We start from the raw sequence: 24,883 nt of genomic DNA, 5'->3' as shown, positions 1-24,883 counted from the left end.
TAAAAGTCATTCCCCATCTTTATAAGTAGGTATGGCTTTTGCCACCAATGTTGAAACCGCTGCATCTCCCGAGACATTTACTACTGTTCTACACATATCTAATGGCCTGTCAATTCCGAAAATTAAAGCCAGGCCCGCTTCAGGAATTCCCGCCTGTGCGAGTACAATTACCAACATGACCATTCCCGCACCGGGGACTGCCGCAGACCCAATAGAAGCAAGAGTTGCAGTTACTATGATACCTAACTGAGTTCCCAAACTTAGATCCAAACCAAAGGCCTGAGCTATAAATACAGCAGCCACAGCCTGGTATAAACTGGTACCGTCCATGTTTATAGTGGCACCTATGGGAAGAACAAAGCTTGCTACCTCTTTAGGCACACCTATGTGCTCTGTTACTCTTTCCATAGTGACAGGAAGCGTCGCTGCACTTGAACTGGTAGAAAAGGCTAATAATTGAGCCGGCGCCAATTTCTTAAAAAATTGGAACGGAGATTTGCCTGCAAAGGTGTACACCAGAATTCCATAGACGCAAATCATCAGGAACAGGCCTATGATAACCGTAATAGAATACCAGCCAAGCGCAGCAAAAAGATCTACACTTGGGGCATCAATAACGAGAGCCGCCAGTAAAGCAAATGCCCCAAGAGGAGCTGTCATCATTATAATATCAATGATCTTAAGTATCACCTCATTGAAGCTGTCAAAAAATTCCTTTAAGGGCTTTGCCGATTTCTCAGGAATTAGAATTAATGCTACCCCTATTAAAAGGGCAAAGAAAATTACCTGGAGCATATTACGATTGTCTGCAGCAGCCCAGATAAAGTTTTCCGGTATAATTTCTACAATCCCCTGTAGGGGCCCTGTTTCCAAACGTTCATCTGCCTTTTCAATGTTTGCGGCAGTTTCTGATTCATAACTTGCCAATAAATTTTTCCTGGTTTCTTCAGATATTGAAGAACCGGGCTTGATGGTGTTTACCAGGAGAAGTCCTAATGATACTGCAGTGACGGTGGTAAAAAGAAAAATAGTGATCGTACGAAATCCCATTTTAGAAAGACTTGAAAGATCCTTAAGGTCTGAAACACCTTTAATGAGAGACGCAAGTATTAAAGGTACTGCTATAAGCTTCAGGGCATTTATGAACATAGTACCAAAAGGTTTGATCCAATCCCTCCCAAAACCAGGTCCCCATTCAAATTGTCCTAATATTAAACCTACAATTACCCCGAGAAACATTCCAATAAGAATCTTCCAATGCAAAGGAAATCCTTGTTTCTTCATAAAATCCAATTACTAATTAATGATCAGAGAAAAGAAAATTACACCTCCTTAAGCACCAGATAAGTGGTATAGCCTATATAGCTCATAAGTAAGAACCCGGCTTCCCAACGTTCAAGTTTTCTTTTTCCACCCAGGAACATAAAGAGAAACAAGAGCCCTGTACCGGCAAAGAGCAGATATAGATCAATATTAAAAACCGGACTGAAATTTATAGGTCTCACCAACGCACTTAATCCAAGAATAAAGAAAATATTAAAGATATTGGAGCCAATAATATTGCCTACAGCAATGTCATTGTTCTTCTTTAAAGCTGCAATAACAGAAGTAGCTAATTCAGGCAAAGAAGTACCTGCAGCTACAATAGTTATCCCAATAATCTTTTCACTCATCCCAAGACTTCCTGCAATATCCATTGCACTTTCCACCACGAGTCTTCCACCCACTATTAAGCCTGTCAGGCCCAGAATAATAAAAACAAAAATTCTGAGGTTTGATTTCTCTTGTAAAGGTGCGGGAGAAGTGGAAGGCACATCTTTTAGCTGCTTGTATACGTAGAACAAAAACCCAAGGAAAAAGATGATCAAAACTAAAGCATCCCACCTGCTTAAGAAACCTTCCATGACTAAAAAATAAAGTACTATAGCCGCAAATAAGGAGATGGGAATCTCTTTCCATACAGTAGTATGCTGTACCAGCAAAGGAGATATAAGCCCGGCTACTCCAAGAATGAAAAACAGGTTGAAGTTATTACTTCCAATTATATTCGCAAAGACTATGTCTTCATGACCCTGATAGGCCGCAACCACATTCACAACGAGTTCAGGAGCCGAGGTTCCAAAAGCAACTATGGTAAGACCTATAGCCAAATCGGATATTTTCTTTTTACGGGCAAAGGACGACGAGTTCTCCACAAGCCAGTCGGCCCCCTTTATCAGCAGTAAAAATCCGGCAATGAGTAGAATAATTTGTAGTATCATCTATATATTTAAGAAATGAATTTTAGAAATATGAGGAAATTGAAATGGAGAAGAGCGTCTTAAATGACGGCTCCTCTCCTATATTTTATTATGCTGCAGAATTTACATTGGGACGATTGACCAGAGATCTATTTATAATTTGATTCCATTTTTCTGCATGCACTAATTCATATTCCTGCGAAAAGGTTTCCTCACAGTTGAACAGGTTGATTATTTGAATGCTTCCATCAAATAAAATAAACTGAAGGTCTATTTTTTGGAGAATGTTTGCTGTTCGTTTGTTCAATTTCAAGGTTTGTGTCTCCTGGAGAATATTACATGCCTGTACCTGCCTCAGGTCAATAAGTTCAGTTACAAAACCGGCCTTCCTTTTTTGAACAATAATTATTTTGGCCTTTTCCTTATCAAGGCCTACAAGGTTAGTATTCCATTTGTCCTTTTCCTGAAGATGTAATTCATTTTTTTTAACCTCTTCGAAAAATTTACTTTTTAGTCCACCCTCTTCCTTTTTTCCCAAAAGGATAAATAATATATAAGGTAATGCAACTGCTGCAATAAGGATCAGGTCCACAATTATGATATCAAGTTTCATTTTTTTTTCAATTAAATATTAAGACATAAAATAAGAGGTATCAATCAACTGGTGAGATACCTAAAAGGCTATTTACCTCTAGTTTTTTATGAAAAGGATTTAAAGAAAAACGTGGAACGGATAGATCAACTCCCTTATGCCCAGACCGGGAACAATGGAACGGCACGAGATAACGTAGCTAAGGGATGCAATGCTATGGATTTTAAGAAGAGCATCGTATTCACCATACAAGCCGGAAAAGCCGTAGACAAAAACAGGATTGTTTTGAAAGGGAAGAATGGAGTCATTTAAAATATTTAACTGTTCATCTTCCAGACTATCACTCCAAAACTCTACTGAGTCTTCCTGAATGGCAGAATTCTCAATAAAATTATTAGCTGAAAAAAGCGGACTACTGCTTCCAAGAAGCATTAGCAACAAGAAAATCACTCCAGGTGAGATACTAACAGTTTTCAGCATTTTCATGATCAAATGTAAGATATTGTTATGTTAAAAAAACATAGCAAAACCAACAGCATAAAATATTTTTTTGGACAAAATTATTTTTTTTAACTCCTGAAATTTAAACAATTACAAGGTCATTTACCATCGTAAATATCATCAACTAAAGGAAAAAGAAGTCACTTGGGGATATTAGGAATCCCTATAAAACCAATTTTAAAGAGGATGTTTAAGGAAATGAAAATTTTAGAAAAACTGATTAGGAATAATGACTGGCAAACCCTTAGGCCCGGAAGAGATGATTTTTTTTTTAAAAGACCGCCATCAAAGACCTTAATTATAATAAAGCTCACTTTACCCCATAAAAAAAGCCCCTCTAATGAGGAGCTTCTTTTTCATGTTGCGGTCTGGACGAGACTCGAACTCGCGACCCCCTGCGTGACAGGCAGGTATTCTAACCAACTGAACTACCAGACCAACTCTTTTTAAGAACTTACAACCTTAAACAAATAGCGTTCCTTGATTGCGAGGGCAAATATACTGCACATTTTAAATTCAGCAAACCTTTTTGAAATTATTTTGGAAGAATTTTTTCCTGCTTAAACAAACTTCTGTCGCTCAACCAGATAAGTGGACAAAATTTTATTGAAATTCTCATTGATGTCTGCTTCCACATATTTGATCCCGTACCGGGAGCACCGTAATTTCAGCTTATCAAAGTATTCAGTTACAACCTGCCGGTAGCTATCCTTCACATTTTCAGCATAAAGGTCAATTTTCTCCCCGGTTTCAACATCGGTAAAACGTTGCGGGGTATCTCCAAAATCAAAATTGAATTCTTTCCTGCGATCCAACACATGAAACATGATCAATTCATGTTTGTTATACTTTAGATGTCTCAGGGACTCGAACAACTTATCCTCTTCCACCTCATCCTGGAACATATCTGTAAAAAGAAAGATCAGGGAACGCCGTTTCATCTTCTCGGCGATCTGGTGCAGGTAGGTATAGGTATTGGTCTCCTTACCCGATTTTTGTTGTTTCAAGGTTTCTTCTAACACGTGAAGCAGCATACGCCGGTGACGTTCGCCGCCTTTTTCGGGAGCATAATATTCATATTGATCACTATAGATGCTTAAACCCACCGCATCTCTCTGTTTCTTAAGGATCTGCATCAAACAGGCCGCAGCAAGTACCGAAAATCCTATTTTATTGAGGTTTCCAAGATTTTGTACTTTCTTCTGCGGAAAATGCATTGAAGCCGAATTATCGATGATCAAATGGCATCTTAAATTGGTTTCCTCTTCGTAGCGTTTGGTATAAAGCTTATCTGTACGTGCGAAAAGTTTCCAGTCTATATGCCGGGTTGTCTCTCCGGGGTTATAAACCTTATGTTCAGCAAATTCCGCAGAAAAACCATGGAAGGGACTTTTATGCAGTCCGGAAATAAATCCCTCTACTACCTGCCTCGAAAGAAGGTCCAGGTTAAGAAATTCCGATTTATTTATTTCCTGTTCCAGCTGCATAGATGTGGTGTCAAATCTTCTAAATTAATTAAATCTCAGTTCATAGAGATAAGCTTTTCAACAGCCGGACCCTTCCAAAACCTGATTATTTTTCTAAACTCTTATTTAATAAGCTGATTTTTAGTAAATTAAAGCTAAATACACCGGAAACCAAAAACTTTTATTATATGAAAAATTTAATGCTATTGACGATGTGGACATTGTTCCTGTTTACTTCTACGGCACAGGGACAGGAGACCAAAGCGAAACAATTTGAAAATCCTCAATGGTTTGAGATTGTACAGGTGAAATATAAGGCAGGGCAAAAAGAAAAAGCCCAGGCGATCATTAAGGATCATTTCATGGCTACGGGTATGGAATCAAATTTACCCGGACCTCACATGATGCTGGACCTGGTTTCGGGAGAATGGGATATGATATTTATCTGGGAACTTGAAGAAGGTATCAAGACACTGGATTATGAAATAAGCCCTACCGGAGCAAAATTCAGGGATGCATTCATGAAAAAAGTGGGCGGCGAGGAAAAAGCCCGTGAGATTTGGCAGGAATATTATTCCTATATCCAGGACTGGAAAACCGAATTAGCCCGAAAATGGGAGTGATGTAAATCAGACCAAAAATAAACAGGCCCGGAAAATTCCGGGCCTGTTTATTTTTTTATGGAATCATCCATTACAAAAGCTGGTCTAAAGCTTCTGCATATGTATTTTTAGGAGCAACTCCTACCTGTCTTCCTACTACTTCCCCATTTTTGAAGATCAAAACTGTGGGGATATTCCTCACTCCATATTTGGCAGCAAATTCCTGGTTTGCATCCACATCCAGTTTTCCTACTACTGCTTTACCTTCGTATTCTTTACTGATGTCGTCAATGATTGGACCTACCATTCTACAAGGTCCACACCAGGCTGCCCAAAAGTCAACCATTACCGGTTTGTCACTTTTTAGCACTTGCTCTTCAAATGTTGCGTCTGTTATCTCTAAAGCCATAATTCAATTTTTTGTTCGTAAATAAATATAAGTAAAAGTAGTCAAAAATCTAACCAAAGTTGGTGCTGTACATATCAGAAATAGCTATTTGCACATTGTAGAAGGCTATACAATTCCTGAAAAATCAAATTTCAAGCACCAAATTCCAATTTTGAATATTGAATTTTAAATTCTGAATCTTTTTACTCTACCTTTAAAAGGCCTTTTTTGGAGGGACTTACATACCGCGGATCTCCTATGGTCTCCTGCCGCTCCATCCAGTCTATCGTGATATAAATATATCCCAGTTCCTCCATCACCTTTCCCTTACATAAATAGATCCCTTTGCTGTGCAGCGGAAATCGCTCTGCAGCCCTGGGAAACTGCACCACATCGAAAATATCCCCGTCCCGGTCGTAGAAAGTGCCAAAACACATGTACTGCCGGTTCACTGTAGGGGTACGTTTGGCAGTGATCAAATGTCCGTAGATCTCGATCTGTTGCCCCAGGTACTGCTGCAGGTCTTTGGCTTTGACCACGCCGGGACGCATCAGGTTGTGGAAGCATTCCGGCTTGAGGAGCTTAAAATGGTCATGCAGGGAGAAGCCCAGGAGTTCCATTTGATCATAAGCATCAATAAGAAAAGAATGTGACAGTTCTGGCAGGTCAAAATCCCGGTGGGGCGGTTTAAACAGCAACGCCTGCCCGGTAGCGGTCTTTCCTTTATTCAGTTTAAAATAGGCCTTCCACAGCAGGTGATGTTTATCCACCCCGGTAAATCTGAAGGCATCGATCTTCAGCAGGATACTCAGCTGCTCAATGGAAATGGGCACCCGGTCAATAAAATCATCAAAGGATCTAAAGCTTCCGAAGAAATTTCGATCCTCTAAAATGCGCTGCACCACTTTTATCTCCAGCTCCTTGATATAGCCCAGCCCCAGGTAAATATCCTTTCCGCAGATCACCGTATGGTGGTCGCTTTTGTTGATACAGGGCGCATGCACCCTTCCGCCGCATTTCCGGATCTCCTGAATATAGGTTTCCACATCATAGAACCCGCCGCCGTTGTTGAGGCAGGCCACCATAAATTCCAGCGGAAAATAATATTTAAGGTAAAGGCTTTGATAGCTCTCCACCGCATAGGAGGCCGAATGTCCCTTCGGAAAGGCATAGCCTGCAAAAGACATGATCTGGGTCCACACCTCTTCAATAAGGCTTTCTGAATAACCTTTTTCCCGGCAGTTATTTCTAAATTTATCCTCCAGCCGCCGAAAGTCTACCTCATTTCGCTTCTTGCCGCTCATGCCCCGGCGCAGGATATCGGCTTCCTCAAGGGAGAGTCCTGCGAAATAGTGGGCGATCTTAAGCACATCTTCCTGGTACACCATAATGCCGTAGGTTTCGTCCAGGATCTTCGCCAGCACGGGATGCGCCTGTTTTCTTCTTTCGGGATCGCGGTGACGTTTGATGTATTCTTCTTTCATGCCACCATTGGAAACTCCGGGTCGAATAATAGAGCTCGCCGCCACCAGCCCCAGGTAATCATCGGTTTGTAATTTCTGAAAAAGTCCGCGCATGGCAGGCGATTCCACATAGAACACCCCCATGCAGTCGCCGGTGCGTAACAAATGATTGATATTAGGATCATTTTTAAAAGCGGAAATATTCTCCATGTCTTCAATTTCCGCTTCGGGCTGATTCTCCTTAATGATCTCAATGGCATCGGTGATCTTGGATAATCCGCGCTGGGCGAGGATATCAAATTTGAAGATGCCTACATCTTCGGCAATATTCATATCCAGCTGAATGGTCGCAAAACCTTTAGGCGGCAAAAAGGTACCGGCATATTGGTGAATGGGCTCCTGTAAAATGGCAATTCCGCCGGAATGTACGCTCAGGTAATTGGGGAAGCCGGCGATGAGCCCGCTGTACCGAAACACCAGCTGCTCCATCTCATCCAGGCTTTTGGGATCAAAATATCCCGAAGACAGTTTGTCGATCTCTGCCTTGGGTAAACCAAATACCTTCCCCAGCTCCCGAATCACCGCCCGCCGCTTAAAAGTGACATAGGTCGCCAGCAAGGCAGTGTGTTCATACCTCCTAAAAATATAATCGGTCACATCCTGCCGGTCCTTCCAGGAGAAGTCAATATCAAAGTCGGGCGGTGAGTGGCGGTGGGCGTTGATAAAGCGCTCAAAGTACAGGTTGAGCTCAATGGGATCCACATTGGTGATCCCAATGATATAGGCCACTACCGAATTCGCTCCGCTCCCCCGCCCTATGAATGGATAATTCTTCGATTTTGCATAGGAAATGATATCGTGGTTGATCAGGAAATAACTCACAAAACCCAGACTAATAATAGCCTGCAGCTCCTTCTCTACCCGTGCATAGGTTTCGGGTGTGGCATGGGGGTAGCGGCGCGGCAGGTTCTTGTAGCACAACTCCTTCAGGATCTCTGCATCTTCCTCTTTGCTGCTGCTGAAGATCTGCAGATTCCGGTTTTGCCGGGCGCTGTCAAAGCCAAAGTTCAGCTCGCAGCCATCGATGAGGCGCTGCGTGTTCTGCGGGATAAAAGGATAATCTGCAAAGGCTTCAAAAAGGGTGTTTTGAGGCAGCATTTTATGAGAGGGAGCACCCTGCTCGTTTTCGGGCAGCTGACTCAACAGAATATTCTTATCGATCGCCCGCAGCAGGCGATGGGCGTTATAATCCCGCTTATTTCTAAAAGTTACGGTTTGCAGCAGCACCAGTTTGTGCTTTAGCTGCAGGTATTTTGAAAATTTCAGCTTGCGCAGGCTTTCCACCGAAACTCCTATGAACTCATCCTCTCTAAAATGCCATTTTTGACACCTTATCACCTGCTCCAGCGGATAAATAAACCAGCAATCTTCCAGCGGCGGAGCAGCTGCAGCGAATTCTTTCTCCACATGCAGGTGCGCCGAGAGGTGATCGTTGAGCTGCTTAAAACCATTATTGTTCCGCGCCAGGCCCACGTACTGCTGCTGCACACCATTGCGAAAATCGATCCCGATAAGGGCTTTAAAATCATATTTTTGAGCAGTCTTCAAAAAGCTGAGGCAGGCCGAGGTGTTGTTAATATCGGTCACCGCCACCGCCGTCGCCTTATTCTCTTCTGCCAGATCACACAATTCCTTCTCCGGAAAAGTGCCGTAGCGAAGGGAGTAATATGTGTGGTTGTTTAAATACATTTCTTATCATATTTTGAGGTCAAGAGGCAAGACCGCTGCGCTACAAGAACCAAGAGCCAGGACTTTTTTAAGTTATGAGTTTAGAGTTATGAGTTATGTTTTTTGAGCTTTTGACTGTTGGCTGTTGACTTTTAACCATTCGCTCTTTGCGTTCTCTGCGAATTTTTCTTTGCGCTCTTTGCGTGAAAAAAACAGCACGAGAATTTTCGCGCAGAGGCCACGGAAATCAATACCGGGTTTATTCCGGATCTCCCTGGATCCTCTGGTTATAAGTCCATGTTATTTTTTACTTGCCCTTCATTTCTTTTGCTTGTCCAAAAGAAACGAAGCAAAGAAAAGGACACCTTTTCCGAGGAATTTTCCCTCCTGCTTCCGCAGGAGAAAAACCAGTCACAAAACTTCGCGGAGCCCCGATAAAAATCGGTGCTCCTGAATTTCGAAGTTTTGCTCCTTATTCTGCGTAAAAGGAAATTTCCATCCTATTCTTACTATAATTTATCATTCATATAACCCAATTTTGAATCTTGAATTTTGAACCTTGAATAGCCTCCGCAGGAGGCTAACTCTGCCTGTGCGCATACAACATAGGTGGGGCGCCGTCGAAAGAATTTGCCCTTCCGCCTATGCTGGTGCCGCCAATGGTTGATGCCCGCATCACGCTGTCTTCCCCAAACCGGTTGCGAATGCGGTCGATGGAATTGTACAGGTCCAGCATCTCCTGGCTGTCATCAAACAAATTGATCTGGTAATGCCCCCCTACAAGTCCGCTGAACTTCACTCCCACGAGCCTTATCAGCAACCGCCGGTTGTACAGCTGCCGGAAGAGCTCTTCGATCTTCGGGATCAAAATATGGTCGGCGCTGGTGTAGGGAATGCTGGCCTGTTTGGTGTAGGTATTAAAATCTGAATACCTGATCTTCACACTCACATTCGAGGTGAGTTTATTCCCCCGCCGCAGCTGGTACGCCAGACTCTCGGTCATGGCGGTAAGCGTGGCGTTGAGCTGCACCATATCGATGGTATCCCGGTGAAAGGTACGTTCGGCAGAGATGGATTTGCGCTCGTGAAACGGAATGATAGGAATATCATCTATTCCATGCGCGCGTTTCCAGATGGTGCGCCCGTTCTTGCCCAGGACGCTTTCCATCATCTCCACCGGCATCTCCTGGATGGTTTTGATCTCCCTCACCCCCAGCCCCAGCAGCGTCTGAAAGGTCTTAGCTCCTATCATGGGAATCTTCCGCACAGACAGGGGTGCTAAAAAATTCCTTTCATTCCCGCTTTCTATGAGCAGCTGATTATTGGGTTTAGCCTCGCCCGTGGCTATTTTTGACACCACCTTGTTTCGGGAAAGTCCGAAGGAAATAGGAAGGCCGCTTTCGCGGATGATCTCCTGCCGCAGCTCACTGGCAAAGCGGTAGGTGCCAAAGAACTTATCCATCCCGGTAAGGTCGGCGTAGAATTCGTCGATACTGGCTTTTTCAAAAGCCGGCACTTTGCTCTTAATGATCTCGGTGACCTCGTTGGAATATTTGCTATAGGTGACAGTCTCTCCCTTGATCACCGTAGCCGCCGGACAAAGCTGCCGGGCCACCTTCATCGCCATCCCCGAATGTACGCCATAGCGGCGGGTCTCATAACTACATGCCGCTACCACCCCGCGATCCCCCAGCCCTCCAACCAGCACCGGCCGGTTATTGAGTTCCGGATGAAGCTTGCGCTCTACAGATACAAAAAAGGTATCCAGGTCGAGGTGTAAAATAGCTTTTGTCTTCTCCATTTTGGATATTTTCCTATTAATTGGAATATTTCCAAAATTATAAAAATAAGAGATTCCCTCCTGCTGAAAGAGCGTTAAAATGAAAGAGAAATTTTTAGTGACTGGGAATAAGCAGGTTATAAGAAACGCTTTTGAAGCTGTTTCCCCAGACACCATGAAGAACCATCAAAGTGAGGACAAGAGGGTAATGTACAATAACTTCCTCAATCCCACATGGGCGATCCACATCACATCAAAGCTTCTCTTTTTTATTGGCTTTTTCAGAGAGTTTTTCAATAAGATCGGGCACCTTTTCAAAAACAGCAGCCAGGCCGGTCTTTGCACCTGTTCCTAAAAAGGAGATCTCATCCTCTTTAGTTACCAGGAAGCCTATTGGCTGAATGTTCACTCCGGCGCCGGCGCCGCCCCCCTGTCCTTTGCCTTTTTTGGGATCCTCTCCCTCACCGCCACCGGAACCAAAACCCATCCCCACCTTAATAACGGGGACGCAGGTAAATTCTCCCAGTTTAAACTGTTGTCCAATGACAGTTTCAGTTTTCGCCTCCGATCTCATAAAATCGGTAATTCTGTCCAGTAATTCTTCAAATCTCAGTTCCATGATTAGTCATTTTAAAAGATTATTTGAAAAAGGCAAACAGCATCCTCATTAACCTGTTTCCTACTCTAATGCGAATCCCGTTTCTACCTAAAAAATTTATACCTGTCGAAGCATCCTGGAGGTTTAAAAGATAAAAGATGGGGTAAAGCAGTGCATTATGCAGGTAATTTCCTGTGTCAAGTTCCCACCTCAGCTCCCTCACCCTAAAAGACCGCAACACGTTAAACATCCTCTCAGGCATCCGACTCATTTTTATTCCTCCTTCCTTTCTCTTCTTCCCGGGCTTCTCTTTCTTTTTTACAGATCTTTTTGCTCTAAGGGGATAAAAATTACCTTCAAAAAAAAAATTCTGTACCTCAAAAAGACCAGTTCCTCTGCATCGGGAATGAGGTTTACACCTCCCACTCCTCTATAAGTGAGGGAATACTCTGCTTTTTCGGTATCGATCACAAGAATGAGCGGTGTGAGCAATAGAAAGATCAGGAAAGTCAGCAACAGTCCTAAAATAATGAGAAGCCAGATCATACATTCAATTTTAAGAATCTAAATCTCTGAATTACTGACACTTAAAAGGATGACTTTTATCAGGATCGCGAGAGTTTAACAAAGAATTAAATAAATAGCTTGGTTACCTGCCTCCGCTCTCTACCCACTAAAAAAATTTGGAATTTGGAATTTAGTGCTTGTTAATTGATCATTGTAGCATGATCCTGTCTATTTCCAGCCGAAAATCCTGCTCCTTTTTATTACCGATCAGGAACCGAACTTCCTGTATGGTATCTGAAGAAAAATTTGGCAGCTCAAGGCTGCGGCCGCGGTATACCGGTCTCATTTCGTGTAGCGGCATTTCGACGGTTTGCCAGTCTCCGGTAGTAGTGAATTCATATATGTAGGATGCTTTGTCTTCCAGGCGGGATTTTATCCTGAATTGCCAGGTCTTTCCGTCCCCTTTCAGGTAAAGGAGGGCTTTTTTATAACCTTCAATATCCTTCGGGGGAAAATGATATTGCAGGGAGGCGAAGCCGCCGTTGTTTTCAAGGGAGACCCTGCCGGTAAAAACAGCATTCCCCTCGCCACTGCGCTCTAACTTACTGGACGAATTCCCTCCCATTACTACGTCATTCTCTACCCGCCAACCCGACCAGTCTTTGGTGGCACTAAAATCAAAAACAGTAAGATCATTCATAATCAGGGCTATTAAAATTAAAAGGAAACGGCTATGTAGCATTTTCTTTATAAGATAAGTATATTATGGTTCATTGGAAATAGATTTTTTTCTTCAGCTTTTCTTTTTAAAGCTTTGAGTTCTATTTTGAGCTGTTGGCTATTGGCTATTCGCGAAGCATTCTTCTCAATTTCAAATCATCAAATTCTTCAATCTTTTGATCACTGAACACCGAACACTGACCACTCGTTAATTGTTAATCGGTAATTGATCATTGAACATTGATTCTTCCACACCGTTAAATTCCTGTTATTTGAAACTCTTTTAACTCAGCTTCAGCAATAATATATTGATATTAAGAGAAAGCGATAATATTATGGAACTAAAAGATAAAGTAGCAGTAGTGACCGGGGCAAGCGGCGGTATAGGAAGAGCGATCGCAATAAAACTTTCTGAAGCCGGATGTAAAGTCGCGCTGGCCAGTCGTAACATTCACAAGCTTCAGGAAACTGCCGGGGAGCTGAAGCACGAAAGCCTGGTGGTGAGTATGGATGTGACCGATACCGAAAGCGTGCAGGGTGCATTTGAAGATATTCACAGGGAAATGGGCCAGATCGATATCCTGGTGAATTGTGCCGGAGTCATGCCGCTCACCTACCTCAAGAACCGGCACCTGGAGGAATGGCTGCAAACCATCGAGGTGAATGTAAAAGGGACGCTGCGCTGTATACATGAGGCCCTGCCGCCAATGAAGGTGCGAAAGAGCGGGCATATCGTAAACATCGCCTCGGTAGACGGAAAGGAGATCTTTAAAGGCGGGGCAGTATACGGAGCTTCCAAGGCTGCCATCATTGAACTTTCCAGGGCAATGCGCATGGAACTCTCTCCGGAATTCAACATCAGGGTCACCTCCATTGAACCCGGAACCGTAGCCACAAATCTGCGGGATGATATTACCGACCAGGAATTGCTAAAGGATAAGGATTACAGCTATGAGAATGAACCACACCTGGAACCCGAAAATATCGCCGATGCCGTCTTCTACGCGATCTCCCAACCGGACAGTGTCAACGTGAACGAGCTGCTCATCAAACCTACAGGGAAAGCTTAAAAATATTCCATATTTAGTGATCATTGCTAATTGATCAATAGTCATTGAAAAGCCACAGATACACAGATTTTTTTGTGATCTGTGGTTTTTTTAGTTGTTCTATAGTTCAAAATCCCTTTGCTTTTTGCTGTCTATAAGGAACCTGATTTCCTGAATGGCATTGGCAGAGAAAGTGGGCATGTCCAGATCCCGGCCGCGGTAGACAGGTTTCATTTGATCCAGCGGAATCTCCACACTTTACCATTCTCCGGTAGTTTCAAATAGTTTGGCATAGGAGGTTTAGTCCTGCAGTTCTCTTTGAGCCTGAACTGGTAATTCTTCCTGTCCCCCTAAAAGTTTCAAAATTTAAATTTTGCGAAGTGTTGCTGCGGAAGGTGATTAGAAAGAGGTGTGGAAATTAAAATCACCACTTCCTTTTCTGATGGTTTGAAATTTCCCGTCATATACTTCTTAAGGATTTTCTTACTTTTATTGAAACAACTATTCAAGAGGGTGATCCTAGTAACTTGTGGCATAATAGAACTCGATGGAAAAATTCTCTGTGCACAAAGAAGTGAAAAGATGAACCTCCCACTTAAGTGGGAATTTCCTGGAGGAAAGGTTGAAAAAGATGAAGATTTAGAAACCTGTTTAAAAAGAGAAATAAAAGAAGAATTAGGTGTTGAAATAAAAGTAATTGAACGTTTACCTTTTAGTACTCACTCCTATCCAAATAATAAAGTAATTAAACTAATTCCATTTCGCTGTTCCCTACAAACATTTGAAATTGATTTAAAAGAACATTTAAAGGTTGAATGGGCATCTCCCACTGATTTGTCACGGTACGATTGGGCAGATGCCGACATTCCTATTGTTCAAAATTATATTCAAAGTAGCCAATGAACCTCGAAACAGGACTCTACGAACAGCTAATAAACAAACTGGTCGCCAATAAATTGGAATCCGTTGATTCTGAAAAATTTCACATTAGCGAAACGACTTTGGACAAAGAAGAAGCTTCGCTGTATTTAAGTCTTTATCTAGCGGAAACAATAAAGTATGCTCTTAATGAGATCAAAGAAAAAGATCGGCCGCTAAAACAAATCGAACTCTCCAATAAAATAATTCAGCTCTTAGTCTCGGAATTAGGAAACGTAGAATTATCCGAGAATCTATTGGAAAGTGAAGGTAGAATCTTGCAAGCTGTATTTTCGAAACTCAATTTTCCCTTTTCAAGTTTAGAAGCGCGACTGAAGGAGATAACTCCTTATACTCGAATGAGCCAGAGTGAACTTTTTACCGGAAATAACGTTGGGATCTCATTGGAAAGTGAATTGAGGAAAGAAATTCTTTCTGCCGATGAAATCTACTGGTTAGTATCTTTTATAAAGTACTCCGGAATTAGAATTTTCAAGAAGGAATTAGAAGAATTTACAAGCAGTGGTAAAAGTCTGAAAATTATTACCACTTCCTATATGGGAGCTACAGATGTAAAAGCCATTGAATATTTATCTTCTTTACCCAATACAGAAATAAAGGTTTCATACAATTCCGAACATGAACGACTGCACGCCAAAGCTTACCTCTTTCTAAGAAATTCTGGCTTTCATACTGGATATATTGGCTCTTCAAATCTTTCCAGATCTGCTTTAACTAATGGCTTGGAATGGAATCTGAAAGTAACAACTCAGGAAATTAGCCATATTATTGATAAGTTTCAAAAGACTTTTGAAACTTATTGGGAAGATCCCGAGTTTGAACAATACCAAAAAGGAAGAGATAGGGAGAAATTAAGTAAGGCTTTAAAGAGACAAAGTTCCTATGGATCACATCAAATTACCACTTTCTTCGACTTAAAGCCCTATCCTTATCAAGAGGAAATTCTGTCTAAGTTACAATCAGAAAGAGAAGTCCATAATAGAAATAAAAATTTATTGGTGGCAGCCACAGGAACTGGGAAAACTGTAATCTCAGCTTTTGATTTTAGGAGGTTCTATTTAGAAAATCCAAATGCAAATTTCCTATTTGTTGCTCACCGGAAAGAGATTTTACAACAGGCGCAGATAACATTCCAACATGTCTTGCGTGATTCCAACTTTGGAGAATTGTGGGTAGATGGAAATGAACCGGAAAGATATACTCAACTTTTCGCGTCTGTTCAGACCTTGAACAATCGGTTGAAGACCATCAATTTGAGACTTGATTTTTACGATTACATAATAGTTGATGAAGTGCATCACATCAAGGCCGATAGCTATCGTCCAATTCTTAAAAGATTTGAGCCCAAAATCCTTTTAGGCTTAACAGCAACTCCAGAAAGAATGGATGGAGGAGACATAGCAGAAGATTTCCACAACAAGATTGCTGCAGAAATTCGACTACCAGAAGCTCTAAATCGTAAGCTTTTAAGTCCCTTCCAATACTTCGCTCTTTCTGATGCTATTGATTTATCAACAGTAAATTGGAGGAATGGGAAGTATGAGATAAAAGAACTGACAAAGCTTTATACGGAAAATGACAGACGCGTATCAGATATCATCCGTAATTGTGAGGAATATTTGACAGATGTTCATGATGTACAAGCTATAGGATTTTGTGTGAGTCAAGAGCATGCCCGATACATGGCCGAGAAATTTACAATAGCTAAATTAAAAGCCAATTACTTAGTTAGCAGTAATAGCTCGGAGAGGGAGTTCTTGAGAAATCAACTCCTGAAAAAAGAGATTAACTATTTGTTCGTAGTAGATATTTTTAATGAAGGTGTAGATATCCCAAACATCGATACCGTCCTTTTTCTCAGACCTACAGAAAGCTTAACTGTCTTCCTTCAACAATTAGGACGGGGCCTTAGACTTGCGGAAAACAAAGACTGCTTAACTGTTTTAGATTTTGTTGGTAATGCTCGGCCAGAATACGATTTTGAACATAAATTCAGGGCCTTAGTAGGTAAAACACACACCTCAATCATAAAGGAAATAGAAGATGAATTTCCCCATTTACCTTTAGGTTGTTCAATCGTACTGGAGAAAAAAGCTAAGGAAGTTATTCTAAGAAACATCCGAGAGGCAACTGAATTTAGGAGACCACAGCTATTAACTAAAATTCAGCAGTTCAAACACCATTCTACCCTTCCTCTAACACTGAACAATTTTTTAGAATTTCATCATCTTGAGATTCGTCAGATTTACAGGAAAGGAAGCTGGAAAAGACTATGTGCAGATGCAAAGGTTATTACTGATTTTGAGGAGCCTCAGGAAAAAGAACTGACGACCTGTATGCAGAAGAAACTAATCCAATGTAACTCGTTAAGTTATCTGCAGTTCATCCAGAAAATAACTTCTGAAAATACCAATCTCGATCTGCTTACTCAGGAGGAAGAAAAAATGCTGCTAATGCTCCATTACGATGTTTGGCAAGAGGCAGGACCAAAATTGGATTTTTCAAATTTAAAAGACAGTATGGCTTTGTTGAGAAAAAACAAGGTTATGCTTCAAGAGTTGCAAGAATTCGTTGAACATCAAATAGAAAAAATTGAATTTGTTGAAAAGGATATTCGGTTAGGTTTTCCTTTCCCTTTAAAGCTCCACAGTAGATATAATAGAGAAGAAATTTTAGCTGCAATCGAAATGAGTACCTTCAGTAAAAAATCTTCTAACCGTGAAGGATCCGCTTTTAACAAGAAGCTAAACGTGGAGGCTTTATTCGTCACACTTAAAAAAACCGAAAAAGAATATTCTCCAACAACGATGTATGAAGATTATGCCGTGAATAAAACCCTTTTTCATTGGCAATCACAGAATAGCATCTCTCCAAATTCTCCAAAGGGAGAATCATACATTCAACATAAAACGATTGGCAAGAAAATACTACTTTTTGTAAGGGAACAAAACGTGGATGAATATGGTTTTACAATGTCTTACACATTTTTGGGTGAGACAGAATTTATAAAATCAAAAGGTGCAAAACCTATGAGTGTAGAATGGAAACTTCTTGAACCCATGCCCTCTTATATTTTGAAAGAAAGTCAGAAATTAGCTATTGGTTAGAAATGACAGAAGAAACCATTTTTAAATATTCCAACCAATTCAGGAAATTGAGGTGCGCCAATGTCAAGGATATGGGTAAAGCGCCACATAAACCAATCTTATTACTATCAGTTATTCAGCTAATTTCTAGGGGAGTAATAAGTTCTAACCGAATATTTATCACTCCGGATCTTTTATTAGCTTTTAAGCAGAACTGGAACCGATTAGTAATCACTAATCATAAGCGGAATTTTTCTCTCCCCTTTTTTCATCTACGCTCCGAGCCCTTTTGGTATTTAGTAGGTAAACCAGGGAAAGAATTAGCCACTACAAGTTCAAATAGTATTAAGAGTTTTAAAAACCTAAAAGAATCCATTGCTTTTGCTGAAATTGATCGTGAATTATTCTTCCTTCTTCAGGAGACACCAAACCAAATGTGGTTTGAGCAGCTCATTTTAGAAAACTATTTTCCTGCAACTAAACATCTTTATTCAAGCCGTGAAAAAAACTATGAAGAAGAAAGTATCGAAAATCAAATCTTGAATGAACCCAAAGAGATTTATAAAAATTATATCCAGAGTCTAAAAGAAACTTTAGAAGAAGATGAATTTGAACAGGAATTATTTGTTCGTGGTGGACTCTTCAAAAAGACTGTCCCAAGAATATATAACCACACATGTTGTATAACAGGAATGAAGATTCAATCCTCTTACAATGTCCAGATGATTGATGCCTGTCACATTTATCCCTTTAGTCTTTCGGGAGATGACACCATTACTAATGGCATAGCTTTATCCCCAACATTGCATCGAGCTTTTGACCGGGGATTAATTACAATTAATTCCGATTATGTCGTCAGGGTTTCTCCAACACTTGAGGAGGAGGAGTCACATTTTAAGCTATCACAGTTTGCCGGCCGACAAATTTCCCTGCCAGAAAAGGAAAAATATTATCCCTCACAGGAATCCTTAAGCTGGCATAACAAAGAAGTCTTCTTGCTCTAAGCCGGATCTTTTGCCGCACCTAAACAAAATTTTATTAACTTAACTAACTGATTTACAAAGTCTTCAAAAATGACAAAAAGCTTCGGCATTCTATTCCTGTTCCTGCTACTCACCTCCTGCGCACATTCGCAACAAGAGGAGCCACACCTGGTAGGTGGGCGTTGTGAAGGCTGTGAGGCCGTGCTGGAGTACGGTGACAGGGAACTTACTGCCGTAGATACTCTTCCGGAATTTAAGTCGGCCGCAAAAAAGCTGAAGCTCACCGGCACTATCTATCAACCCGACGGAAAAACTCCCGCAGAGGGCGTAGTTATATATATCCACCACACCAACGCAGAAGGTATTTACCCCACCCGTGGCGACGAGGAAGGATGGGCAAAAAGGCATGGTTACCTTAGAGGCTGGGCTAAAACCGGACCAGACGGGAAATTCACCTTTTACACGCAGGTGCCGGGACACTACCCCAGCCGCAATACGCCGGCACACATACATCCCTATGTCCTGGAGCCGGACGGGAAATATTACTGGCTGGAAACCTATTTTTTCGAGGGGGATGACTTGCTAAGCAATGAACATGTCTCTTCCAGTCCCCGTGGCGGCACTCCCGGAGTTGTGAAACTCAAAAAGCAGGATGATATTTACGTGATCAACAGGGATTTTATACTGGGAAGGAATATTCCGGGATACTAGGTACAAGGTTTAAGGTTTAAGGTTCAAGGTTTAAGGTTTGGAAAGAAAAAACCTGCAGGTTCCCAAAAGGAGCTTACAGGTTTATTCAACATTCAAAATTCAGGATTTACTCATTTTCAATTTTCTGATCACTGATCACCGATCACTGAACACTTTAATTCGTACTTCTAACTTCGTAAATCTAAATTCCTAAACACTTCAATCATACCACACCATATCTCCCATGCTTATCACATAATCTTTGTGTTTATCATCATAATACATTTTGTAGGTGGTGGGATAATAACCGCTTCTCTCGAATTCATCCGGCTGGGCAATGCTGAATGCTGTTCCATCTGCATGTTCCAACAGGTACTCCAGGGTGACCATGGGTTCCATAAAGATGAAACTATTGTCATAGGACCCGTAAATGAAGGTGTGTGTGAATGGAAACGGCTCATCGGCCCTGGTCCAGTGAACGCCCATATTGGGCACTAACTGGAACTGCGCAGGCACCTGTGGTGGGGGTGGAAAGTAATTGAAGGGTTGATAGACCTCATCGGGATAATCCACTCCTTTTTGAGGATCGGTGATAGTCATCTTGTATTCCTCGCTCACCATGTAAAAATGCACATCAAAATGCTCTGCTCCATACAGAACTTCAGGTTCGTGCCCGTGTGGATTCCAGTTAACGTCTACATGTTCAAAAGTCAGGCCCTGCATCTGATTGGGCAGGTCCAGGCTAATGATCCTTCCGTCCTCGGGCAGGTCCTCAAGAGCCTTTTCTGAAATACGCACCCCGATCTCCACAGGAACCCCGTCACGGGTCATGGTGACCATGGTACGCACTACGCCCCCATTGAAAGGCTCAGCCGGCCCGTAAAAGGTGTTAACCCTCACTTCATCATTGGCGGCTTTGGCTGCCGCAGAATTCGTGAGTCCATCGGCTTCAGGCAGGCTTTCTTGCTGGCAGCCTGCAAGTAGAAAGAGAAAAAACAGGGGGAGTAGGTAAAAAGGAGATCGGGGCGGCAAGAGAAAAATTGTTTTCTTCATGACGCAAAGTTTTGGTTATTAGAGCGTTAAATTAATTCAAATTTGCTTTGGTTCTGCTGCTGCTATAGTTAATGTTGTGAGAGAAGAAGATGACAAGGAGATTCAAGGTTCAGGATTCAAAATTCGGAATCTGAAAAATTCGTACTTCTACCTTCGTACTTCTAACTTCCAAGTTTCGTACTTCTAACTTCCTTCTTCTACTTTCCAAAAACTGCCTACTGCCGACTTCTTACTGCCTACTAAAAGAAAACCCTTCCTGAATATTTCAGAAAGGGCTTTTCATTATTTTCTGCTGGAGAACTTAGGTTCCCTTCACATCAGCGATCCATCCGTCGATCTTATTTTCCAGGAGCTGCAATGGTACGCAGCCGGTTTCAAGCACCTCATTGTGGAACTGGCGAATATCAAACTTCTCTCCCAGCTCAGCTTCGGCTCTTTTTCTCAACTCAATGATCTTGAGCTGCCCTATCTTATAAGATAATGCCTGCCCGGGATTGGCCATATAGCGTTCTATCTCTGAAATCACACTGGATTCGGGTTCGGCCTCGTTTTCCAGCGAATACTGAATGGCCTGCTCCCGCGTCCAGCCCTTGCTGTGCAATCCTGTGTCTACTACCAGCCGAATGGCCCGGTGCATCTCTGCACTCAGCATTCCGAAGTACTGGTAAGGATCATCATAAAGCCCCAGCTCCTCTCCCAGGGATTCAGAATAAAGAGCCCAGCCTTCGCCGTAGCCGCTGTACCAAAGGGTTTTCCTGAATTGTGGCAAATCTTCATTCTCCTGCGTTAGCGAGATCTGGTAATGATGCCCGGGGATGGCCTCGTGCAGGAAGAGGGATTCATCGCTATACACATTATAAGTAGTTGCATCGGGCACCGGCACGTAGAAGATTCCCGGGCGCGTTCCATCCAGCGAACCCGGATTATATTCGGCACTGGCCGATTTCTCCCTGAAGGCTTCTGTACGACGCACCTCAAATCCTGTTTTGGGAGTCATATCGAACAGCTTCGGAATATGTGGTCTCATGCGGTCGTAGATAGCATTGAAGTTAGCTACCACCTCTTCGGCTGTGTCAAATGGCATCAGTTCCTTATTGTTGCGCACGTAATTAAAGAATGACTGCAGGTCTCCTTCATAGCCAACCTGCTGTTTCACCTTTTCCATTTCGGAAGAGATACGCGCCACCTCGGCCAGCCCCAGCTCGTGGATCTCTTCGGCAGTCATATTAGTTGTCGTGTAGAGTTTGATCTGGTGTTTATAATACTCCTCCCCTTCAGGAATACCGGTGATTCCGCTGGTTTCCCTTCCGGCAGCCAGGTATTCGGTCTGCATAAAATCATGCATCTGCTCATATGCAGGAATGACCTTTTCGGTTACCATATTGCGGTATTTATCGATAAGGTCCTGCTTTTCGGCTTCAGAAAAATCTTCAGGAAAATTCAACACCGGACTAAAGAACAGGTGGTTCTCCACTTCCCCGCCGGTCATGGCGGCCATTTGAGGAACTACCTTTCTTATAAGTGCAGCGGGCAACACATATCCCTGTCGCATTCCCTCCCGCATATTTTCACGGGCGGTATTAAACCAGGTAAGATAGCCATCCACCCGTTTTAACCAGTCCTCATAATCCTTTACAGTATCAAAAGGTTGCGCCCCTGCTCCACTCGCGAGCTGCCCCATGAACAGGTTCACAGACCACATCTGGTCAATAGGCAGATATTTCTCCTTGCTGAATTCGAGGGTTTCCAGGTTCATATTGCACTCCCACAATAGAATTTCCTTACTCATTTGTTCACTTTCACTAAGCTGTGCATCATCAAAAGCTTTCGCCCTGTCCCTGTAGGTGCTGTAGTAGTTTCTAAGACTGTCTTCAAAAGTCGGGGAAAGAAAGTTGGGAAAGCGGTCATTGTACCTCATGTCACCCGAGGTGGTTGCAGCAATGGGATTCAGCTTAAGACCATCTTCATAATAATTGCTTAGCAGCGAGTCAAACTCTGTTCTCACTCTTTCTCTCTCTTCTGAAGGAGTCGCGGAGTTTTCAGTTTTACAGGCAGTAACAATAAAGAGCAGGCATAACGGAAATATTAATTTCTTTATCATTTTCTGAATTTTTTAAAGTAAAGCTACTAATATAGAAAAAAGGAGATTGGGGATTGGGGATTGGGGAATGGTGATTAGGGAATGGTGATTAGGGATTATTGCTTATTAAGTGTCAATTTCGAAAAACTTAGGCTAATGGCTAATGGCTAATGGCTAATGTTCAAGGTTTAAGGAAAAGAATTATTGATTATTGATTATTGATTATTGATTATTGATTATTGATTATTGTTTATTGTTTATTGTTTATTGTTCATTGCTAATTGTTAAATTTAGAGCATGAATCCCCTGGAAATTCTCCTGCAGCAAATCGAAGAACGTGAGCTTTGGGAAAAGGAGCTGGAGCTCTCCCGTAATGAATACCTCAAGGTGAGCGGCAGTAAAGACACGCAGGTATATTTTGTGACTGACGGAAGCCTGCGTGCTTTTGTTACCGATGAGGAGGAGGAACACACCATCAGGTTTGCATACAGCGGGGACATAGTCGCAGCGCTGGATTCCTTTGTGAGCGAACAGCCATCTCCCCTTTACATACAGGCGATCAAAAAAAGCAGTCTTAAAGTGATTTCAAAAAAGACCTTTCTGGACATGGTTTCAGCATCAAAAGAAAATATGCAGCTCTACCAGAACCTCCTGCTGCAACTGGTCTATCAGCAAATGGAAAGGGAACAGGACCTGCTCACCTCCTCGCCGCAAGAGAGATACAGGAGAGTACTGGCACGCAGTCCGCGGCTCTTCCAGGAAGTTCCGCACCGCTACATCGCCTCCTATTTAAGAATGACCCCCGAAACTTTGTCGCGCATCAAAAAATCTTGATTAGGATCAATGTTTTGAACCTGCACAGGATCAGATATTTGTATAAAAACAAACAAGATGAAAACACCAACAGAAAAGCTGATCTCCGATCTTATTGAACGCACCCGCCAAAACCTCAACCACGCACAGCAGCTACAGGACCTGAGTCCTCAAATTATCAACTATAAAAGTACGGCCGACAGCTGGAGTGCTCTGGAATGTCTGGAACATCTCAACTTCTACGGAGACTTCTATCTGCCGGAAATTGATAAGCGGATAAAAGCTGCCCGACATCCTCAAGACCCTGTTTTCAAGTCGGGCCTGCTGGGGAATTACTTTGCAAAGATGATGCTACCGGGAGAGAAGATGAAGCCAATGAAGACCATGAGTGTCTCCAACCCCAACGGAAGCAGGCTGAACAAAGCAACGATAGAAAAATTCCTTCAGCAGCAAAAAAAAATGCTGAAGTTACTCGACGCTGCAAGACGGGTAAGTCTCTACAAGACCAAAACTTCCATTAGCATTGCACCAATGCTAAAACTGAAGCTGGGAGATACTTTTAGAGTAGTGATCTATCATAATCAAAGACATATTGTTCAGGCGTTGAGGGCAGTTGAGACTGCGCAGCATTCTGAAGTAGCTGCCTAACTTACATTTTTAAAAACGCTTTGGCTGCAGGTCTGGCTCACATACAGAGAATAACTACCCTTTCTCGAAAGCAGGAGGCCAGGTTTCTTCTTTTCTGCTTAACAGGGAAGAAATTTATAAAGAAGGAATAATGTCATTTTCGAAAGCAGGTGAGCCAGCCGGCTAAAAGAAAAATCCCGGATCTCCCTGAAAAGAAAAACCCTCCCTGAAGATCTCAGAAAGGGCTTTTCCCGGTTAGGCTGGTTAGCCGTAGTTATTGCTGTTCCTGTGGTTGCATGGGTTCCTGTTCGGGACTTATGTCCATCACTTTAATTCTCCAGTCTCCCTCGTATTCACCTTCAGCTCTTTCCCAGATCACGGTATAGGTGCCTCTCATGGAAAGGGTATCGTTTCTCGAGGTGCCGTGGGTATAGGTGCCGGTTTCCCAGGCGAAATTATCATCTTTCTCGGTCATAAGGGCGGTGGTTCTCAGGTCTTTCATCCAGGTGGCAGTAGAATCCATCCAGGTATTAAGGCTGTCTCCCGTCATTTGTCGTCCCCACATGAGCAATACGGCATCATCTGCAGAATAATCCTTCAGCATTTGAGAATCGTTGGAATTCCAGGCATCGCTCCAGCCTTTCATAGCTTCATCGGCATTGGGAATTTCTGCAGTCTCCATTTCATTTTCGGCAGTTCTTTCCGCTTTTTCTTCACAGGCCACCATCAGCAGCAGCATAAAGGTGAACAGGCCTAAGGTCTTTAATAGTTTCATACAGATAAAATGTTGGTTTCTTCCATAAATTTACCTAAAAGTCAGACACTTACACTCAAATATGTATGAATTTTAGATGAAATACAGTTTTGACGGGATAAATGGGTTTTAAACAGTAAGGTATAGAGTTATGAATGGAACTGCCACCTGCCAACTGCCTCCAGCTTTCCGGCGGAGGGTTAAAAAACTGTTATTTGATAAGC

General features: G+C 42.4%; 23 protein-coding genes and 1 tRNA gene. 8 read left to right on the top strand and 16 right to left on the bottom strand.

Annotated features, from left to right (window positions below):
* Positions 1-6 precede the first annotated feature (6 nt).
* The 6 genes from CRO16_RS07105 to CRO16_RS07080 all read right to left on the bottom strand — a co-directional run bounded on the left by CRO16_RS07105 (position 7) and on the right by CRO16_RS07080 (position 4,820).
* Entirely contained in the window at positions 7-1,284 is a 1,278-nt protein-coding gene (locus CRO16_RS07105) for a dicarboxylate/amino acid:cation symporter (protein WP_097055594.1), read from the bottom strand.
* A gap of 38 nt (positions 1,285-1,322) precedes the next feature.
* Positions 1,323-2,261, bottom strand: coding sequence for a calcium/sodium antiporter (locus tag CRO16_RS07100; RefSeq protein ID WP_097055593.1), 939 nt, complete (start codon positions 2,259-2,261; stop codon positions 1,323-1,325).
* An 88-nt stretch (positions 2,262-2,349) separates the two neighbouring features.
* The gene (locus CRO16_RS07095; RefSeq protein WP_097055592.1) at positions 2,350-2,853 is read right to left on the bottom strand and encodes a hypothetical protein; all 504 of its coding nucleotides are present in this window, start codon (positions 2,851-2,853) and stop codon (positions 2,350-2,352) included.
* A gap of 99 nt (positions 2,854-2,952) precedes the next feature.
* Entirely contained in the window at positions 2,953-3,318 is a 366-nt protein-coding gene (locus CRO16_RS07090; RefSeq protein WP_097055591.1) for a hypothetical protein, read from the bottom strand.
* A gap of 379 nt (positions 3,319-3,697) precedes the next feature.
* Positions 3,698-3,771 (bottom strand) — tRNA-Asp (locus CRO16_RS07085).
* 122 nt (positions 3,772-3,893) lie between these two features.
* The gene (locus CRO16_RS07080; RefSeq protein WP_097055590.1) at positions 3,894-4,820 is read right to left on the bottom strand and encodes a DUF58 domain-containing protein; all 927 of its coding nucleotides are present in this window, start codon (positions 4,818-4,820) and stop codon (positions 3,894-3,896) included.
* 167 nt (positions 4,821-4,987) lie between these two features.
* Between CRO16_RS07080 and CRO16_RS07075 the strand changes: the two genes are divergently transcribed.
* Complete coding sequence (locus CRO16_RS07075) at positions 4,988-5,422, top strand: hypothetical protein (protein ID WP_143544461.1); 435 nt, start codon at positions 4,988-4,990, stop codon at positions 5,420-5,422.
* 70 nt (positions 5,423-5,492) lie between these two features.
* Here CRO16_RS07075 and trxA read toward each other — a convergent pair whose 3' ends face one another.
* From trxA to CRO16_RS07040, 6 genes are all read right to left on the bottom strand, one after another.
* Complete coding sequence (gene trxA / locus CRO16_RS07070) at positions 5,493-5,810, bottom strand: thioredoxin (RefSeq protein WP_097055588.1); 318 nt, start codon at positions 5,808-5,810, stop codon at positions 5,493-5,495.
* A 182-nt stretch (positions 5,811-5,992) separates the two neighbouring features.
* Positions 5,993-9,001, bottom strand: a complete 3,009-nt coding sequence (locus tag CRO16_RS07065; RefSeq protein ID WP_097055587.1) for a DNA polymerase III subunit alpha — start codon at positions 8,999-9,001, stop codon at positions 5,993-5,995.
* Positions 9,002-9,560: 559 nt separating this feature from the next.
* Positions 9,561-10,781, bottom strand: a complete 1,221-nt coding sequence (gene dinB / locus CRO16_RS07060) for a DNA polymerase IV (RefSeq protein ID WP_097055817.1) — start codon at positions 10,779-10,781, stop codon at positions 9,561-9,563.
* 232 nt (positions 10,782-11,013) lie between these two features.
* Positions 11,014-11,379, bottom strand: coding sequence for a GerW family sporulation protein (locus CRO16_RS07055; RefSeq protein ID WP_097055586.1), 366 nt, complete (start codon positions 11,377-11,379; stop codon positions 11,014-11,016).
* A 297-nt stretch (positions 11,380-11,676) separates the two neighbouring features.
* Positions 11,677-11,904 (bottom strand): hypothetical protein, encoded by a 228-nt coding sequence (locus CRO16_RS07045; protein ID WP_097055584.1) that lies wholly within the window; start codon positions 11,902-11,904, stop codon positions 11,677-11,679.
* A gap of 169 nt (positions 11,905-12,073) precedes the next feature.
* Positions 12,074-12,565, bottom strand: a complete 492-nt coding sequence (locus tag CRO16_RS07040; RefSeq protein ID WP_245858898.1) for a CIA30 family protein — start codon at positions 12,563-12,565, stop codon at positions 12,074-12,076.
* 355 nt (positions 12,566-12,920) lie between these two features.
* On the opposite strand from CRO16_RS07040, the gene CRO16_RS07035 reads away from it, so the two are divergent.
* Positions 12,921-13,655, top strand: a complete 735-nt coding sequence (locus CRO16_RS07035; protein ID WP_097055816.1) for an SDR family oxidoreductase — start codon at positions 12,921-12,923, stop codon at positions 13,653-13,655.
* 99 nt (positions 13,656-13,754) lie between these two features.
* On the opposite strand, the gene CRO16_RS07030 is transcribed toward CRO16_RS07035, so the two are convergent.
* Entirely contained in the window at positions 13,755-13,889 is a 135-nt protein-coding gene (locus CRO16_RS07030) for a CIA30 family protein (RefSeq protein ID WP_097055582.1), read from the bottom strand.
* A gap of 258 nt (positions 13,890-14,147) precedes the next feature.
* Between CRO16_RS07030 and CRO16_RS07025 the strand changes: the two genes are divergently transcribed.
* From CRO16_RS07025 to CRO16_RS07010, 4 genes are all read left to right on the top strand, one after another.
* Positions 14,148-14,537, top strand: coding sequence for a (deoxy)nucleoside triphosphate pyrophosphohydrolase (locus tag CRO16_RS07025; RefSeq protein ID WP_097055815.1), 390 nt, complete (start codon positions 14,148-14,150; stop codon positions 14,535-14,537).
* Entirely contained in the window at positions 14,534-17,680 is a 3,147-nt protein-coding gene (locus CRO16_RS07020) for a DEAD/DEAH box helicase (RefSeq protein ID WP_097055581.1), read from the top strand. Before CRO16_RS07025 ends, CRO16_RS07020 begins: the two co-directional genes overlap by 4 nt.
* A gap of 2 nt (positions 17,681-17,682) precedes the next feature.
* Positions 17,683-18,663, top strand: coding sequence for an HNH endonuclease (locus CRO16_RS07015; protein ID WP_097055580.1), 981 nt, complete (start codon positions 17,683-17,685; stop codon positions 18,661-18,663).
* A 69-nt stretch (positions 18,664-18,732) separates the two neighbouring features.
* Positions 18,733-19,353, top strand: coding sequence for a dioxygenase family protein (locus CRO16_RS07010; protein ID WP_097055579.1), 621 nt, complete (start codon positions 18,733-18,735; stop codon positions 19,351-19,353).
* Positions 19,354-19,551: 198 nt separating this feature from the next.
* Here the strand turns inward: CRO16_RS07010 and CRO16_RS07005 are convergent, their stop codons facing one another.
* Entirely contained in the window at positions 19,552-20,385 is an 834-nt protein-coding gene (locus CRO16_RS07005) for a DUF5602 domain-containing protein (RefSeq protein ID WP_097055578.1), read from the bottom strand.
* 301 nt (positions 20,386-20,686) lie between these two features.
* Positions 20,687-22,486: a DUF885 domain-containing protein gene (locus CRO16_RS07000; protein ID WP_097055577.1), complete on the bottom strand. Its 1,800-nt coding sequence runs from the start codon at positions 22,484-22,486 to the stop codon at positions 20,687-20,689.
* Positions 22,487-22,762: 276 nt separating this feature from the next.
* On the opposite strand from CRO16_RS07000, the gene CRO16_RS06995 reads away from it, so the two are divergent.
* Both CRO16_RS06995 and CRO16_RS06990 read left to right on the top strand, forming a co-directional pair.
* On the top strand, positions 22,763-23,299 hold the full coding sequence (locus CRO16_RS06995; protein WP_097055576.1) for a Crp/Fnr family transcriptional regulator: 537 nt from the start codon (positions 22,763-22,765) through the stop codon (positions 23,297-23,299).
* A gap of 57 nt (positions 23,300-23,356) precedes the next feature.
* Entirely contained in the window at positions 23,357-23,926 is a 570-nt protein-coding gene (locus CRO16_RS06990) for a DinB family protein (RefSeq protein WP_097055575.1), read from the top strand.
* Positions 23,927-24,179: 253 nt separating this feature from the next.
* Here the strand turns inward: CRO16_RS06990 and CRO16_RS06985 are convergent, their stop codons facing one another.
* Complete coding sequence (locus CRO16_RS06985) at positions 24,180-24,680, bottom strand: Cif family virulence factor (protein WP_097055574.1); 501 nt, start codon at positions 24,678-24,680, stop codon at positions 24,180-24,182.
* Between the last annotated feature and the right edge of the window lie 203 nt (positions 24,681-24,883).

Origin of the sequence: Salinimicrobium sediminis, assembly GCF_900215295.1 — a bacterium.
Taxonomy (GTDB): domain Bacteria; phylum Bacteroidota; class Bacteroidia; order Flavobacteriales; family Flavobacteriaceae; genus Salinimicrobium; species Salinimicrobium sediminis.
Note: the sequence above shows the minus strand (reverse complement) of the source record. Positions and strands in the feature narration are given on the sequence as shown.

Bases quoted from the DNA above. Each gene is read 5' to 3' on its own strand.
- CRO16_RS07005 (WP_097055578.1), bottom strand. From the start codon at position 20,385: ATGAAGAAAACAATTTTTCTCTTGCCGCCCCGATCTCCTTTTTACCTA.
- CRO16_RS06995 (WP_097055576.1), top strand. From the start codon at position 22,763: ATGAATCCCCTGGAAATTCTCCTGCAGCAAATCGAAGAACGTGAGCTT.
- CRO16_RS07010 (WP_097055579.1), top strand. From the start codon at position 18,733: ATGACAAAAAGCTTCGGCATTCTATTCCTGTTCCTGCTACTCACCTCC.
- CRO16_RS06985 (WP_097055574.1), bottom strand. From the start codon at position 24,680: ATGAAACTATTAAAGACCTTAGGCCTGTTCACCTTTATGCTGCTGCTG.
- CRO16_RS07095 (WP_097055592.1), bottom strand. From the start codon at position 2,853: ATGAAACTTGATATCATAATTGTGGACCTGATCCTTATTGCAGCAGTT.
- trxA (WP_097055588.1), bottom strand. From the start codon at position 5,810: ATGGCTTTAGAGATAACAGACGCAACATTTGAAGAGCAAGTGCTAAAA.
- CRO16_RS07105 (WP_097055594.1), bottom strand. From the start codon at position 1,284: ATGAAGAAACAAGGATTTCCTTTGCATTGGAAGATTCTTATTGGAATG.
- CRO16_RS07020 (WP_097055581.1), top strand. From the start codon at position 14,534: ATGAACCTCGAAACAGGACTCTACGAACAGCTAATAAACAAACTGGTC.
- CRO16_RS07055 (WP_097055586.1), bottom strand. From the start codon at position 11,379: ATGGAACTGAGATTTGAAGAATTACTGGACAGAATTACCGATTTTATG.
- CRO16_RS07100 (WP_097055593.1), bottom strand. From the start codon at position 2,261: ATGATACTACAAATTATTCTACTCATTGCCGGATTTTTACTGCTGATA.
- CRO16_RS07080 (WP_097055590.1), bottom strand. From the start codon at position 4,820: ATGCAGCTGGAACAGGAAATAAATAAATCGGAATTTCTTAACCTGGAC.
- CRO16_RS07015 (WP_097055580.1), top strand. From the start codon at position 17,683: ATGACAGAAGAAACCATTTTTAAATATTCCAACCAATTCAGGAAATTG.
- CRO16_RS07035 (WP_097055816.1), top strand. From the start codon at position 12,921: ATGGAACTAAAAGATAAAGTAGCAGTAGTGACCGGGGCAAGCGGCGGT.
- dinB (WP_097055817.1), bottom strand. From the start codon at position 10,781: ATGGAGAAGACAAAAGCTATTTTACACCTCGACCTGGATACCTTTTTT.
- CRO16_RS07045 (WP_097055584.1), bottom strand. From the start codon at position 11,904: ATGATCTGGCTTCTCATTATTTTAGGACTGTTGCTGACTTTCCTGATC.
- CRO16_RS07090 (WP_097055591.1), bottom strand. From the start codon at position 3,318: ATGAAAATGCTGAAAACTGTTAGTATCTCACCTGGAGTGATTTTCTTG.
- CRO16_RS06990 (WP_097055575.1), top strand. From the start codon at position 23,357: ATGAAAACACCAACAGAAAAGCTGATCTCCGATCTTATTGAACGCACC.
- CRO16_RS07000 (WP_097055577.1), bottom strand. From the start codon at position 22,486: ATGATAAAGAAATTAATATTTCCGTTATGCCTGCTCTTTATTGTTACT.
- CRO16_RS07040 (WP_245858898.1), bottom strand. From the start codon at position 12,565: ATGAATGATCTTACTGTTTTTGATTTTAGTGCCACCAAAGACTGGTCG.
- CRO16_RS07075 (WP_143544461.1), top strand. From the start codon at position 4,988: ATGAAAAATTTAATGCTATTGACGATGTGGACATTGTTCCTGTTTACT.
- CRO16_RS07065 (WP_097055587.1), bottom strand. From the start codon at position 9,001: ATGTATTTAAACAACCACACATATTACTCCCTTCGCTACGGCACTTTT.